We start from the raw sequence: 13012 nt of genomic DNA, 5'->3' as shown, positions 1-13012 counted from the left end.
AGCGGTTCCAGGCGGGCCCAGTCGGCGGTCCACTCGTCCTCGGCGCGGCGGTCGAGCACGTTCAGGCGCAGCCGCAGGGCGGAGCCGAGGACGGCGAGCAGGATGAGGAGGGTGCCGACGCCGGTGCAGGCGGCTGAGACGGCGAGGCTGGCGCGGTTGACCGGGGGAGTGCTGGCGTTCCCGGCGGGGTCGACCCAGATGGGGACGACGGTGCCCGCGGTGGCCGGGCGCGGGGCCCGGACGATGCCGGTGTGCGGGGTGGTCCCGGGGTAGGTCCAGGAGGCCTCGGCGTCGACCCGGTTGCCGTAGCCGGCGGAGAAGCGGCTGCCGCTGACGGCGTCGTGTTCGGCGGCCGCCGTCACCACGGCGTCGACCCGGTGCAGCCGAAGCCGGTCGGTGTCGGCCTGTGGTGCGGTGGAGCGGTACAGCAGTAGCGCGCCGCCGACGGCGAGGGCGGTGGCGAGGAAGCCGCCGAGGACGGTGAGCAGCCAGGCGCGGTCGCGGGACCGGTCGACGGGGCGGGCCAACGGTTCGTGCCGGGCACCGAAGGCCCGCCGCAGCCGACGGCCGGTTCGCCGCGGGAGCGACGCGGGCGTGGCCGGGCGGGGTGTGCTGGACACGCTGAGGTCTCCTCAAGGACGCGGGCACGTACGGGGTTTCGTCACCCAATTTCCACCCGACCGCCCCCCTGGCACAAGAGTGGTGCGCGTTCGTAGCACCGCAGGGCCCGATCACCCGGGACGTTCGGCCCTCGGCAGCCGCCCCCGGTTCGGGCAGGCTGGGGTCGGACCGCGCCCCCGTGCCTGGGTGCGGTGCCGGCCCGGTCGGACCGTGGGGGTTCCGGCCGGTGGTGCGGAGCAGGGGGCGGTCGTGCGGCCGCCTCCTGCCCGCCCCCTGCCGGGAGTTGACGTTCCGCCAGGTAAGAGCCGTATTCTTCCCAGATATACACTCGGTGTATATCCCTGGTGTATGGTCCTCCCATGAGTGTTCCCTTGACCCTCCTCGGGCTGCTGGAGCGGGAGCCGAGCCACGGCTACGACCTCAAGCGCGACTACGACTCACTCTTCGGCCGGGGCAAGCCCCTCCCGTACGGCCAGGTGTACGCGACCCTCGGCCGACTGGCCCGCGACGGCAAGGTGATGGCAGGTGAGGCCGAGCCCGGCGACGGGCCCGAGCGCAAGCGCTACGTCATCACCGAAGCCGGGGCCACCGAGTTCGAGACCTGGCTCCAGGACCCGGTGGCCCCCGAACCCAACCTCCAGTCCGTGCTGTTCACCAAGGTGGTGCTGGCCCTGATGCTCGGCCGCGACGCCGAGCGGTACCTGGACACCCAGCGCGCCGCCCACCTGCGCCGGATGCGCGAACTCACCGAACTGCGCCGCGGCGGACCGCTGGTGGACGCCCTGCTCGCCGACCACGGCCTGTTCCACCTGGAGGCCGACCTGCGCTGGATCGACCTGACCGTCGCCCGGCTCGACGCGCTCGCCGCGGAGGTGCGCGCATGACCCCGGTGATCGAGGCCCGCGACCTCGCCCTCGCCTTCGGCGAGACGCCCGCGCTGCGCGGGGCCAGCCTGTCCGTCGGAGCGGGCGAGGTGCTCGCCGTCATGGGCCCCAGCGGCTCGGGCAAGTCGACGTTACTGCACTGCCTGGCGGGCATCCTGGTGCCGGACGCGGGCGAGGTGCTGTTCAACGGGCAGCGCCTGGACAGCCTGAGCGAGGCCCGGCGCAGCGCCCTGCGCCGGGAGCAGTTCGGCTTCGTCTTCCAGTTCGGCCAGCTGGTACCGGAGTTGACGGCCGAGGAGAACGTCGCCCTGCCGCTGCTGCTGAACGGCGTGCGCCGCGGCGCCGCGCTGGCCCAGGCCCGTCGCTGGTTCGCCCGGCTCGGCCTGGACGGCATGGAGAACCGCCGCTCCGGTGAGCTGTCCGGCGGTCAGGCCCAACGCGTGGCGCTCGCCCGCGGTCTGGTGGCCCGTCCGCAGGTGCTGTTCGCCGACGAGCCGACCGGCGCGCTGGACTCGCTGACCGGCGAGCAGGTGATGGAACTGATGGTCGCCGCGGCCAGGGAGCAGGGCACCACCGTCATCCTGGTCACCCACGAGCCGAGGGTCGCCGCCTACGCCGACCGCGAGGCGATCGTCCGCGACGGCCGGGCCCGTACGCTCTCCGCCGGATCGGTGGCCCCGTGATCCCCTTCTCGCTCCGACTGGCCTTCAGCGGCGGCCGGGAGGCCGTGGCCCGGCTGCTGATGATCGCGGCGGCGGTCGCGATCGGGGTAGGGCTGCTGCTGTCCACCTTCTCCAGCATGAACGCGATCGACCGCGCCAACGAGCGGCAGGTCTGGATGAACACGGGCGTCCAGGGCGCGACGGCGGCCACCTCGGCGGACCCGCTCTGGTGGGGCGCCCGGGTGGACTACTACCGCGGGAAGAGCGTGTTCCGGGCCGACCTCGCCGAGGCCGGGCCCAACTCGCCGGTGGTGCCCGGCCTGAGCCGACCGCCCGCGCCCGGCGAGTACTACGCCTCGCCCGCGCTGGAGAAGCTGATGCGCGACACCCCGGCCGTCGAACTCGGGGACCGCTTCCCGGGGCGACTGGCCGGGACCCTCGGCGACGACGGGCTGCCCTCCCCGGACAGCCTGGCCGTGATCGTCGGGAGGACCGTGGACGAGGTCAAGGCGCTGCCGCGGGCCACCGCCGTCACCGGCATCGCCACCGCGCTGCCCGCCGACTGCGAGAGCGCCTGCTACGGCGCGGGCGTGCACGGGGACCGGATGGTCCTGGTGCTCACGGTGGTGGCCGCCGCGCTGATCTTCCCGGTGCTGATCTTCATCGGCACCGCGACCCGGCTGTCCGCCGCCACCCGGGAGCAGCGCTACGCCGCGATGCGCCTGGTCGGCGCGACGCCGGGGCAGGTGTCGGTGATGTCGGCGGTGGAGTCCACCGTGGCCGCGGTGATCGGTACGGTGGCCGGCTTCGGCCTGTACCTCGTGCTGAAACCGGTGGTGGCGGACGTGCCGTTCACCGGCGAGCGCTTCTTCGCCTCCGACCTGAGCCTGACCCTGCCGCAGGTCGCGGTGACGGTGCTGGGCGTGCCGGCGGCGGCGGCGCTCGCCGCCCGGTTCGCCCTGCGCCGGGTCACCATCTCGCCGCTCGGGGTGTCCCGCCGGGTCACCCCGAAGCCGCCGAGTCCCTGGCGGCTGATCCCGCTGGTGGCCGGCCTCGCCGAGCTCGGCTACTTCGTCGGCGGCAAGCCGGCGACCACCAACGGGCAGTCCGCGGCGTACCTGACCGGCTTCGTGCTGGTGATGCTCGGCCTGATGACCGCCGGTCCGTGGCTCACCATGGCGACCGCCCAGGCGGTGGCCCGGCGGACCAGCCGGTCGGCCTCGCTGATCGCGATGCGCCGACTCTCGGACGATCCGAGGGCGGGCTTCCGCTCGGTCTCAGGTCTGGTGCTGGCGCTGTTCGTGGCCACCGGAACCCTGGCCATCATGGGCACCATCAACGCCAACCAGAGCACGCTGAACGGCGCCCCCGAGGTGCGCAAGGCGATCGTGGACGTCCCGTTCGGCAACAAGGAGGACGCGGTCACGCTGCCCTCCGTGCCCGACCGGGTGCCGGCACAGGCCCGGGCCGTCCCCGGCTTCCAGGGGATCGCCCTGATCCACGACAACCCGGCCCGGATCGGCGCGTTCCAGCAGGGCGAACGGCGGATGGTGCCCAGCCTGGTCACCTGCGCGGAACTCGCGCAGATCCCCGTGGTCGGCCACTGCGCGCCCGGAGCCGCCGTCGCGGCGGTCGACCCCTACCAGCTGGTCGACCTGACGGACGGCAGCGGGCACGAGTGGCCGGCCGCGGCGATCTCCGCGGCCGAGGTGGCCGAGCTCCCGGTGCGGATGCTCTACGCGACGACCGACGGCTCCGAGGCGGCCAAGGAACAGCTGCGGACCCTGTTCATGAAGGAGTTCCCCACCTACGAGCCGCGCCTGGCCGAGGACTGGGCCTCCGAGGGGCAGAAGAAGCTCCAGGGCTGGCGGCAGCTGGCGAACGTGGTGCTGCTGACCACCCTGCCGATCGCCGGGTGCAGCCTCGCGGTGAGCGTGGTGGCCGGACTGTCCGACCGCCGACGGCCGTTCGCGATGCTGCGGCTGACCGGCGCGCCACTGCGGCTGCTGCGCGGGGTGGTCGGACTGGAGAGCGCGCTGCCGCTGCTGGCGGTGTCGGCGCTCGCGATCGGGACGGGCTTCGCCGCGGCGGCGATGTTCCTCAAGGCGCAGATGAGCTACGACCTGGTGTCGCCCGGCCTGACGTACTTCGGGCTCGTCGGCTTCGGGCTGGCCGCCTCGCTCGGGATCATCGCCTCGACCCTGCCGCTGCTGGCGCGGATCACCGGGCCGGAGTCGGCCCGCAACGGCTGAGCCGGGCAACGGAGTCGGTGACTCGGTGGCCCCGTCGCCCGCGGATCAGCGCGCGACGGGGTAGCCGTGCGTCCCGTCCCGCCGTACGCCGTCCAGCCCCGGCAGCCAGCTGCCGAGGACCAGCGCGGACGGGTAGAACATCGGCTCCGGCAGGGCGTCCACCGGGAAGCGCTCCCATCCGGCGCAGGCGTGCGGCTCGGTGACCACCGCCTCGGCCAGGCTCGGCGGCGCCAGCACGGCGGCGGTCAGCCGGGGCCGGCCGAGCTCGTGGTCCAGGTGTACGGCGAGCACCCGCATCGCCTCGGCGGGCAGCACGATCCCGGTCTCCTCGGCGAGTTCACGGGCCGCGGTCTGCTCGAAGGACTCGCCCGGGTCGACCTTGCCACCGGGCAGGCTCCAGGTCGGCGGCTCGCCGGCCGTGGTGCGGCGGCCGATCAGCACCCGGCCGTCCCCGGTGGGCACGATGATCCCGGCGCCGAGCATCGGTGCGGTGGTCACTTCGCCGTCATCTCCTTCAGGGGGTCACCAGTTGCCGCGCTCGTAGTCCTTGAGGAAGCAGCCGTACAGGTCTTCGCCCGCCTCGCCGCGCACGATCGGGTCGTACACCCGGGCCGCGCCGTCGACCAGGTCGAGCGGGGCGTGGAAGCCCTCGTCGGCCAGGCGCATCTTGTCCGGGTGCGGCCGCTCGTCGGTGATCCAGCCGGTGTCGACGGCGGTCATCAGGATGCCGTCGGACTCGAACATCTCCTGCGCGCTGGTGCGGGTCAGCATGTTGAGCGCGGCCTTGGCCATGTTGGTGTGGGGGTGGCCGGCGCCCTTGTAGCCGCGCTGGAACACGCCCTCCATCGCGGAGACGTTGACCACGTACTTGCGGCGCGACGCGGACGCCGCCATCGCCGGGCGCAGCCGGCTGATCAGGATGAACGGCGCGGTGGAGTTGCAGAGTTGGACCTCCAGCAGCTCGACCGGGCCGACCTCGCTCACGGTCTGCACCCAGCTGTTGGTGGGCGCGAGGTCGGGCACCAGGCCGCCGGCGTCGATCGCGGTGCCGGCCTCGATCCGGGCCGGGGTGGCGGAGCCGGTGACCAGGGCGAGCGAGGTGACGTCCTCGGCGGCCAGCCGCTGCTCGCCGCCGCTCGCCTGGTGGGGGAGCGCGGGCAGGTCGACGCTGCCGCTGTTGAAGCGGCCGATCGTGGTGGCCTGGGGCAGCTCGCCGGCCGGCAGCGGGGCGGACTCGGCGTTGACCAGCTCGCGGTAGGACTCCGGCGGGCGGCGGACGGTCTGCGCGGCGTTGTTGATCAGGATGTCCAGCGGGCCGTCCGCGGCGACCTCGTCCGCCAGGGCCATCACCTGGGCCGGGTCGCGCAGGTCGATGCCGACGATCTTGAGGCGGTGGATCCACTGGGCGCTGTCCGGCATCGCCTTGAAGCGGCGGATCGCGTCGTTGGGGAAACGGGTGGTGATGGTGGTGTGGGCGCCGTCGCGCAGCAGCATCAGCGCGATGTACATCCCGATCTTGGCCCGGCCGCCGGTCAGCAGCGCGCGCTTGCCGGTGAGGTCGGCCCGGGCGTCCCGGCGGGAGCGGTTGAGGGCGGCGCACTTCTGGCACAGGTTGTGGTAGAAGGCGTCGACCTCGACGTAGCGGGTCTTGCAGATGTAGCAGGAGCGCGGCCGCTCCAGGATGCCGGCGATCTCGGTGGTGGTGACGGTGGTGAGGCCGAACGCACCGGCCGTCTCGTCGTCGATCCGGGTGGGGGCGCCGGTGGCGGTGCGGGCGGTGACCTCGCGGTCGTTGGCCGTCTTGCGGGCCCGGGTCTCCTGGCGGCGTCGCTGCTTCAGGGTCCGGAATATGCCGCCGACGGCCTTGCGGACGGTGATCGCGTCCGGGTGGTCGACGTGGAGCTCGTCGAGCTCCGCGAGCACCTCCAGGCAGAGCCGCAGCCGCTCGGGGTCGAGGCCGGGACCGTAGTCGATCTCCTCCTCGCCTAGAGCCTGCTCGATGTCCATCTGCTCGATGCTCACGCCCGCTGCCGCTTTCCCAGTCGCCTCGCCTTTACCGCGTGAATGCTACGGGAGCGGCCCGGGCCCGGGCGAAAGGCCGACGTGGCGGACGGGAGGAGGAGCGCAGGGGCAGGCGGGGGGGAGGGTGCTTGGAGGATCGTCCATGTCTACGCGCGGAGCACTGATCATGGTTTGTGCACACCCCCAGCAATGCTCCTCGAACTGGCTTTTGGCTCCGCCCTCACGGAGAATCGAATGCTGGGTGCAGGGCGCCCGAGTGCGCCCCGGCGGCCCTGCCGCACCCGCACCCGAGGTGTAATTTCTCCCAGCCAGAGAGCCCATTCATGCGTTTCCTGAACGACCTCAAGCCCTCGTACGACCTGACGTACGACGACGTCTTCATGGTCCCCAGCCGTTCCGCCGTGGGCTCCCGGCAGGGCGTCGACCTCTCCTCGAACGACGGCACCGGCACCACCATCCCGCTGGTCGTCGCCAACATGACCGCCATCGCCGGCCGCCGGATGGCCGAGACCGTCGCCCGCCGCGGCGGCCTGGTCGCCATCCCGCAGGACATCCCGACCGAGGTCATCGCCGACGTCATCTCCTGGGTCAAGGGCCGCCACCTGGTGGTCGACACCGCGATCACCCTGACCCCCGGCGCCACCGTCGCCGAGGCGCTCTCGCTGCTGCCCAAGCGCGCCCACGGCGCCCTCGTGGTGGTCGAGGACGGCAAGCCGGTCGGCGTGGTCTCCGAGTCCGACTGCCAGGGTGTCGACCGCTTCACCAGTCTCGCCGACATCATGTCCCGCGACCTGCTGGTGCTGGACGAGGGCATCGACCCGCGCACGGCCTTCGACAAGCTCACCGAGGCCCACCGCAAGCTCGCCCCGGTCGTCGACGGCGAGGGCAAGCTGGTCGGCCTCCTCACCCGCAAGGGCGCGCTGCGCGCCACCCTGTACACCCCGGCCGTGGACGCGAACGGCAAGCTGCGGATCGCCGCCACCGTCGGCATCAACGGCGACGTCGCGGGCAAGGCCAAGGCGCTGATCGAGGCCGGCGCGGACGTGCTGGTCGTCGACACCGCGCACGGGCACCAGGAGAGCATGATCAGCGCGCTGCAGGCGGTGCGCGGCCTGGACCCGCAGATCCCGATCGTGGCCGGCAACGTGGTCTCCGCCGCCGGTGTCCGCGACCTGGTCGAGGCGGGCGCCGACATCCTCAAGGTCGGTGTCGGCCCGGGCGCCATGTGCACCACCCGGATGATGACCGGCGTCGGCCGCCCGCAGTTCTCCGCCGTCCTGGAGTGCGCCGCCGAGGCCCGCCGGCTCGGCAAGCACGTCTGGGCCGACGGCGGCGTGCGCCACCCGCGCGACGTCGCCATGGCGCTGGCCGCCGGTGCCTCCAACGTGATGATCGGCTCCTGGTTCGCCGGGACCTACGAGTCCCCGGGCGACCTCCAGACCGCCGCCGACGGCCGCCAGTACAAGGAGAGCTTCGGCATGGCCTCGGCCCGCGCCGTGAGCAACCGCACCGCCCAGGACTCCTCGTACGACCGGGCCCGCAAGGCGCTGTTCGAGGAGGGCATCTCGCACTCCCGGATGTTCCTCGACCCGACCCGCCCGGGCGTGGAGGACCTGATCGACTCGATCGTGGCCGGCGTGCGCAGCTCCTGCACCTACGCGGGCGCCAGCAGCCTGGAGGAGTTCCACGAGAAGGCGATCGTGGGCATCCAGAGCGCGGCGGGCTACGCCGAGGGCAAGCCGCTGCACTCCAGCTGGGCCTGATCGCCCGCGCCCGTTCAGGCGGCCGTCCGGTTCCTCGCTCCGGGGAGCGGGGCGGCCGCCGGCTCGTCGGGGGTGGCGGGCGTGTCGGGCGCGGTGGGGGTGTCGGGCGCGGCGTGGGTGTCGTTGCTCCGCCCGTGCTGCTCGGTACGTCCGTGCTGTGCGTCCTGCGCGTCCTGCCGGTCCTGCAGGTCCTGCCGGTCCTGTTCGTCGCGGCCGTCGTACGGCACCAGCGGCAGTAGCAGGGCGTGGCCGAGCAGGCCGACGGAGCCGTCCAGCGCCGCCGTGAAGGCCCGGGTGGCGGCAGGGAGCCGGCGCAGCTCCCACAGTGCCTGGACGGCGGACCAGGCCCCCTCCCGGGCGGCCTCGACCGACCAGGCCCCCAGCAGGTGGGTCAGCGGCTCGGCACGGTCCAGCAGCTCGGGCCCCGGCAGCAGCTGCTCCCGGACCACCGACTCCACCTCGGCCAGCACCCCGTTGATCCGGTGGTAGTCCTGCTCGACGTCGGCGGGCTCGCAGCCCCGGCGACGGCAGAGGTCCACCACCGCGAGCGGCAGGTCGTGCTGGACGTGGGCGTTCATCCCGGCCAGCGCGAACTGCAGCGGGTGCACGCCAGGGTGGGCGCGCAGCGCGAACAGCGGTCGCCAGCAGGCGGGCGGCTCCTGCCCGGCCGCGTCGGCGGCCACGGCCAGCAGGTACCGTCCGGCGAACACCGCGTCCAGCTCGGCCATCGCCGGTGGGTCGGCGAAGTAGCCGACCGCGAGCCGGTCGCGGACCGCCTCGGTGACGGTGAGGTAGAGCCGGTTGAAGACCGCCACCCCGTCGGCGAGGGGCAGGGCCGCCGCGATCTCCCGCAGCCGACCGACCACTTCCTCGACCGTCCCCGGTGTGCGGACTGTCGCCGCAAGGTCAGGCACCGTTCCGGTCGTCATCGTTCCGGTCGTCATCGTTCGGGCCGCCGCTGTACCGGGCATGCGCCACCCTTTCGAGGCAGATCGTGCACTGATCGCATCATCGTGGCAGCGTGGAGGCAGGCCTGTCGGCGCGGCGCGCGTCCGTCGAACCGGTGTCACACGATCAGGCCGACGCCGCTCCGCAGGGGCGTGCACCCGGACGTGACCCCGCCGTCGCTCCGGCTGCTCCCGATCCTGTCCCGTACAACGTCCCGTACAACCCCACCTCCTGCCATGGTTCGGATCATGACCGACCGCCGTGCCCTGAGCGCCGCCGACCGCTATCCCTCCAACACGGCCCTGTACGCCGACCCGAGCCTGGTCGAGGGCGTGGACTACGGCCACCGCTACCGCCGACACCGGATCGGCGGGCGGAGCCCGCGGGACCGTACGGCCTCCGTCCGCACCACCGTCGTCGCCCCGCACGGCGGCGGTATCGAGTTCGGCACCTCGGAACTGTGCCTGGCCGTCGCGGGCCACCACCCCGCCGACCTCGCCTTGACCCCGGCCGCCGGGCCGGTGCACGACTACTGGATGTTCGAGGGCCTGCGCTCCTCCGGCAACCGCGCGCTGCACGTCACCTCGAACCACTGCGACGACACCGTGGTCCGCGCGATGTGCTCCGGCAGCCTCAACGTGCTGTCGCTGCACGGCTGCACCACCGCCACCGCCGGGCTGGAGGACGGTGCCCGGGCGGTGCTGGTCGGCGGTTTGAACTCCGGCCTCCGCCGGTACCTGGCGGAGGAGCTCGCCGCAGCGGGCATCCGGGCGGTGGACGTCCCCCGCGGGAAGGAGTTCGCCGGCACCGACCCGGAGAACATCTGCAACCGCAGCCGGCTCGGCACGGGCGCCCAGCTGGAGCTGACCGCCGAACTGCGGACCGCGATGTTCGCGCCGGGCGTGCGCACCCGGGCCGACGCGGGGGCCAACACCCGGCCGCTGTTCTGGAGCTTCACGACGGCCGTCCGGACCGCCATCCAGCGCCTGGAGGCGACCCAGCCGGTCCCGTGAGCCACCGGCGGCGGTGGTGGGCGTCAGCCCAGCTCGTACTCCAGTTCGTAGGTGTGGGTGCCGGACCCGTCGACGGTCAGCCGGAACTCACCGGTGATCCCGGCCAGCTCGCCCGCCCCCGTGCCCGGCACCACGCGTATCGTCACCCCGGTGGTGTCCCAGGCCGCGTGCTGGAGCACGAACGAGCCGGCCCGCCCGTCCACTTCGCCCGTCACGTGCTCCACCGCGACGTACGAGGCGGGCCCGCCCGACGCGTCGCCGACGGACAGCATTCGCACCTCGCTGCGCCCGCTCAGCCCGCCGGTGAAGGTCTTGGCGATCCTGACCCGCCCGAAGGAGGCGCCCTCGCGCTCCTCCGTCTCCACCGGCTCGAACGCCGTCAGCTCGAACGACCCGCTCGCCACCGCACCCATGACACGCTCCTTCCGCCGGTCCGCACGCACGGTCGGCACCTCGTCGACCGTGCGTGAAGCCTTGCACACGCCACTGACAACGGGACGGCGCGCGAGGCGACGACGAGGACCCGGCCGGCTCAGTGGTCCCAGCGCACGGCCAGCAGGGCCGCGTCGTCCGCCAGGCCGGCGTCGCCGACCCAGCCCCGGACGTCCGCCAGTACGGCGTCCAGCAGGTCCGCCGGTCCGCCGCCGTGCAGGCCGGGCAGGCGCTCCGCCAGCGGGTAGAAGCGGCCGCCGGCGTCCCGGGCCTCCGACACCCCGTCGGTGTGGAGCAGCAGCAGGTCGCCCGGGCTCGGCTCGAACCGGCTCGTCGAGTAGTCCTCCCCGGTCAGCTCGCGCAGGCCCAGCGGCGGCGCCGGGACGGCCGGCGCCAGCTCGCCGACCTGCCCGGCCCGGCGCAGCAGCGGCGGCGGATGGCCGCAGTTCACCACCCGCACCGGCTCCCGGCCGTCCGGGACGTCCAGCAGCAGGGCGGTGGCGAACCGCCCGTCGCCCGGCCGCGCCGTGAGCGCCGCGTCCAGCCGCTCCGCGAGCCGCCCGGGATCGGGCTCGGTGCGGGCCGCCTCCCGGAACACCCCCAGCACGTCCGCCGCCGTCTCCACCGCCGGGAGGCCGTGGCCCTGGACGTCCCCGAGCAGGATCCGCACCCCGAAGCGGGTCTCCACCACCGCGTACAGGTCCCCGCCGATCCGCGCCTCGGCCGTCGCCGCGACGTACCGCACGGCCAGCCGCAGCGGCCCGATCCGCTCGGCGGGCGGGCGCAGCAGGGCCCGCTGCGCCGCCTCGGCGACCGTCCGGACCTGGAACAGCTGCCGCTCGCGGGACGCCACCAGCACCACGCTGGCGGAGCTGGCCAGGGTCGCGGCCAAGACGGTGACGGGCACGCTGATCCGCACCGAGGCGGGCAGCTGGGTGTTGGCCGACTCCAGCGCACCGACCGCCAGCAGCGCCACGGCACCCACCGTGAGCGGCACCCGGGGCCTGCGGGTGGCGGCCGCGGAGAGCACCGGGGCCACCGCGAGCAGCGGCGACAGGGTCGTCCCCGGGCCGATCGCCAGGGCGGCCACCACCGCGGCGACCAGCAGCAGGAGCGCGCCGTACAGCAGCAGCCGGGTCCGCCGTGGCAGGTACAGCGGCGGGAGGCCGTCCGGGCCGTCGGCGCTCACGCGTTCTCCTCCATCGGGTCGGAGCGGTTCCAGGGGCCCGAGGGCCTTCGAACCACTTTCCCCGTCCCGCCGCGGGTCAGCACCTCGGCGCCCCGGTGCGCCGGGGTCCCGGCGCCGCACCACGCCCGGTGCGCCGGGGGCGCGAGGTGCCGGTACCTCGGCGCAGGCCGTGCGGGGGCGCGCACTAGGCTGGGCCGGGAGATGAGACGCAAGAGCCGCCGCCCGGCCTCCCCCCTCCCGCAGCGCCACGGCGTGGACCCGGTGCACCTGCGGCTGCCCCTGGAGGGCGACTGGCCGACCGTACGGGACCACCTGCTGGAGCGGCTGCCCGCGGTGGCGGCCGCACGGGTCGAGTCGGCGCTGCGCGGGGGCGAGATCGTCGGCGAACAGGGCCCGATCGCCTTCGACGAACCGTTTCGCCCCGGCGCGCACCTGTGGTTCTACCGGGACCTCCCGGCGGAGGTGCCGGTCCCCTTCGAGCTGGTGGTGGTGCACCGCGACGAGCGCCTGGTGGTGGTCGACAAGCCGCACTTCCTGGCCACCACCCCGCGCGGCCGGCACGTCACCGAGACGGCGCTCTCCCGGCTGCGGCACACCCTCGACCTGCCCGCGCTCAGCCCCGCGCACCGCCTCGACCGGCTCACCGCCGGCCTGGCCATGTTCGTGGTCCGGCCCGAGGACCGCGGCGCCTACCAGACGATGTTCCGGGACCGCGAGGTGCGCAAGGAATACCAGGCGATCGCCCCGTACGACCCGGAGCTGAGCCTGCCGCGCACCGTGCGCAGCCACATCGTCAAGGAGCGCGGGGTGATCGCCGCCCGGGAGGTCGACGAGCCGCCGAACAGCGAGAGCCGGATCGACCTGCTGGAGTGCCGCGACGGCCTCGGCCGCTACCGGCTGCGGCCGCTGACCGGGCGCACCCACCAGCTGCGGCTGCACATGAGCGGCCTCGGACTGCCGATCCTCGGGGACCCGGTGTACCCGGTGGTGCTGCCCGAACCGGCCCCGGACGACTTCCGCCGGCCACTCCAACTGCTCGCCTCCGCTGTGGAGTTCACCGATCCGCTGACCGGGCGGGAGCGCCGCTTCGAGACCCGCCGCACCCTCGCGGCCTGGACCGACCCGTCCGGCTGGGAGGCCGGTTCCTAGCCGGCGGCCGCTCCGTTCGGGCCCGGTGCGGGCCCCGCCGGTCCGTTCGGGGTCGGTGTGGGTCCCCGTGCGAGCAA

The 13012-nt window shown here is 74.0% G+C and carries 12 protein-coding genes; 6 read left to right on the top strand and 6 right to left on the bottom strand.

Features of this window, described 5'->3' with window-relative positions; translation table 11 throughout:
- Window positions 1-620, bottom strand: a 620-nt coding sequence (locus tag ACZ6Z8_RS23605; protein WP_465612047.1) for an Rv1733c family protein, incomplete at its 3' end; no start/stop codon positions are given.
- A gap of 360 nt (window positions 621-980) precedes the next feature.
- On the opposite strand from ACZ6Z8_RS23605, the gene ACZ6Z8_RS23600 reads away from it, so the two are divergent.
- The 3 genes from ACZ6Z8_RS23600 to ACZ6Z8_RS23590 are packed head-to-tail and all read left to right on the top strand — an operon-like array spanning window position 981 to window position 4419.
- On the top strand, window positions 981-1505 hold the full coding sequence (locus tag ACZ6Z8_RS23600) for a PadR family transcriptional regulator (RefSeq protein WP_465612046.1): 525 nt from the start codon (window positions 981-983) through the stop codon (window positions 1503-1505).
- Complete coding sequence (locus ACZ6Z8_RS23595; protein WP_465612045.1) at window positions 1502-2188, top strand: ABC transporter ATP-binding protein; 687 nt, start codon at window positions 1502-1504, stop codon at window positions 2186-2188. Before ACZ6Z8_RS23600 ends, ACZ6Z8_RS23595 begins: the two co-directional genes overlap by 4 nt.
- On the top strand, window positions 2185-4419 hold the full coding sequence (locus ACZ6Z8_RS23590; protein ID WP_465612044.1) for an FtsX-like permease family protein: 2235 nt from the start codon (window positions 2185-2187) through the stop codon (window positions 4417-4419). The genes ACZ6Z8_RS23595 and ACZ6Z8_RS23590 overlap by 4 nt, the downstream gene beginning before the upstream one ends.
- Before the next feature lie 45 nt (window positions 4420-4464).
- Here ACZ6Z8_RS23590 and ACZ6Z8_RS23585 read toward each other — a convergent pair whose 3' ends face one another.
- Both ACZ6Z8_RS23585 and ACZ6Z8_RS23580 read right to left on the bottom strand, forming a co-directional pair.
- Window positions 4465-4917, bottom strand: a complete 453-nt coding sequence (locus tag ACZ6Z8_RS23585; RefSeq protein ID WP_465612043.1) for a nucleotide triphosphate diphosphatase NUDT15 — start codon at window positions 4915-4917, stop codon at window positions 4465-4467.
- A gap of 24 nt (window positions 4918-4941) precedes the next feature.
- A complete protein-coding gene (locus ACZ6Z8_RS23580; RefSeq protein WP_465612216.1) occupies window positions 4942-6426 on the bottom strand; it encodes an SDR family NAD(P)-dependent oxidoreductase in 1485 nt (494 codons plus the stop codon).
- A 338-nt stretch (window positions 6427-6764) separates the two neighbouring features.
- Here ACZ6Z8_RS23580 and ACZ6Z8_RS23575 point away from each other — a divergent pair, with 338 nt between their 5' ends.
- Complete coding sequence (locus ACZ6Z8_RS23575; protein ID WP_465612042.1) at window positions 6765-8204, top strand: GuaB1 family IMP dehydrogenase-related protein; 1440 nt, start codon at window positions 6765-6767, stop codon at window positions 8202-8204.
- Window positions 8205-8218: 14 nt separating this feature from the next.
- On the opposite strand, the gene ACZ6Z8_RS23570 is transcribed toward ACZ6Z8_RS23575, so the two are convergent.
- On the bottom strand, window positions 8219-9118 hold the full coding sequence (locus ACZ6Z8_RS23570) for a DUF5995 family protein (RefSeq protein WP_465612041.1): 900 nt from the start codon (window positions 9116-9118) through the stop codon (window positions 8219-8221).
- A gap of 282 nt (window positions 9119-9400) precedes the next feature.
- Between ACZ6Z8_RS23570 and ACZ6Z8_RS23565 the strand changes: the two genes are divergently transcribed.
- Window positions 9401-10165: a poly-gamma-glutamate hydrolase family protein gene (locus ACZ6Z8_RS23565; RefSeq protein ID WP_465612040.1), complete on the top strand. Its 765-nt coding sequence runs from the start codon at window positions 9401-9403 to the stop codon at window positions 10163-10165.
- 23 nt (window positions 10166-10188) lie between these two features.
- Here the strand turns inward: ACZ6Z8_RS23565 and ACZ6Z8_RS23560 are convergent, their stop codons facing one another.
- Window positions 10189-10578, bottom strand: coding sequence for a DUF3224 domain-containing protein (locus tag ACZ6Z8_RS23560; protein WP_465612039.1), 390 nt, complete (start codon window positions 10576-10578; stop codon window positions 10189-10191).
- Window positions 10579-10697: 119 nt separating this feature from the next.
- Window positions 10698-11786, bottom strand: coding sequence for a PP2C family protein-serine/threonine phosphatase (locus tag ACZ6Z8_RS23555; protein WP_465612038.1), 1089 nt, complete (start codon window positions 11784-11786; stop codon window positions 10698-10700).
- Between the two features lie 201 nt (window positions 11787-11987).
- Between ACZ6Z8_RS23555 and ACZ6Z8_RS23550 the strand changes: the two genes are divergently transcribed.
- A complete protein-coding gene (locus ACZ6Z8_RS23550) occupies window positions 11988-12935 on the top strand; it encodes a pseudouridine synthase (RefSeq protein WP_465612037.1) in 948 nt (315 codons plus the stop codon).
- The last annotated feature ends 77 nt before the right edge of the window (window positions 12936-13012 follow it).

It is taken from the genome of Kitasatospora sp. NPDC101108 (genome assembly GCF_055584725.1).
This window is presented reverse-complemented; position numbering and strand designations above follow the sequence as displayed.

Bases quoted from the DNA above. Each gene is read 5' to 3' on its own strand.
- ACZ6Z8_RS23600 (WP_465612046.1), top strand. From the start codon at position 981: ATGAGTGTTCCCTTGACCCTCCTCGGGCTGCTGGAGCGGGAGCCGAGC.
- ACZ6Z8_RS23595 (WP_465612045.1), top strand. From the start codon at position 1,502: ATGACCCCGGTGATCGAGGCCCGCGACCTCGCCCTCGCCTTCGGCGAG.
- ACZ6Z8_RS23580 (WP_465612216.1), bottom strand. From the start codon at position 6,426: ATGGACATCGAGCAGGCTCTAGGCGAGGAGGAGATCGACTACGGTCCC.
- ACZ6Z8_RS23575 (WP_465612042.1), top strand. From the start codon at position 6,765: ATGCGTTTCCTGAACGACCTCAAGCCCTCGTACGACCTGACGTACGAC.
- ACZ6Z8_RS23565 (WP_465612040.1), top strand. From the start codon at position 9,401: ATGACCGACCGCCGTGCCCTGAGCGCCGCCGACCGCTATCCCTCCAAC.
- ACZ6Z8_RS23560 (WP_465612039.1), bottom strand. From the start codon at position 10,578: ATGGGTGCGGTGGCGAGCGGGTCGTTCGAGCTGACGGCGTTCGAGCCG.
- ACZ6Z8_RS23550 (WP_465612037.1), top strand. From the start codon at position 11,988: ATGAGACGCAAGAGCCGCCGCCCGGCCTCCCCCCTCCCGCAGCGCCAC.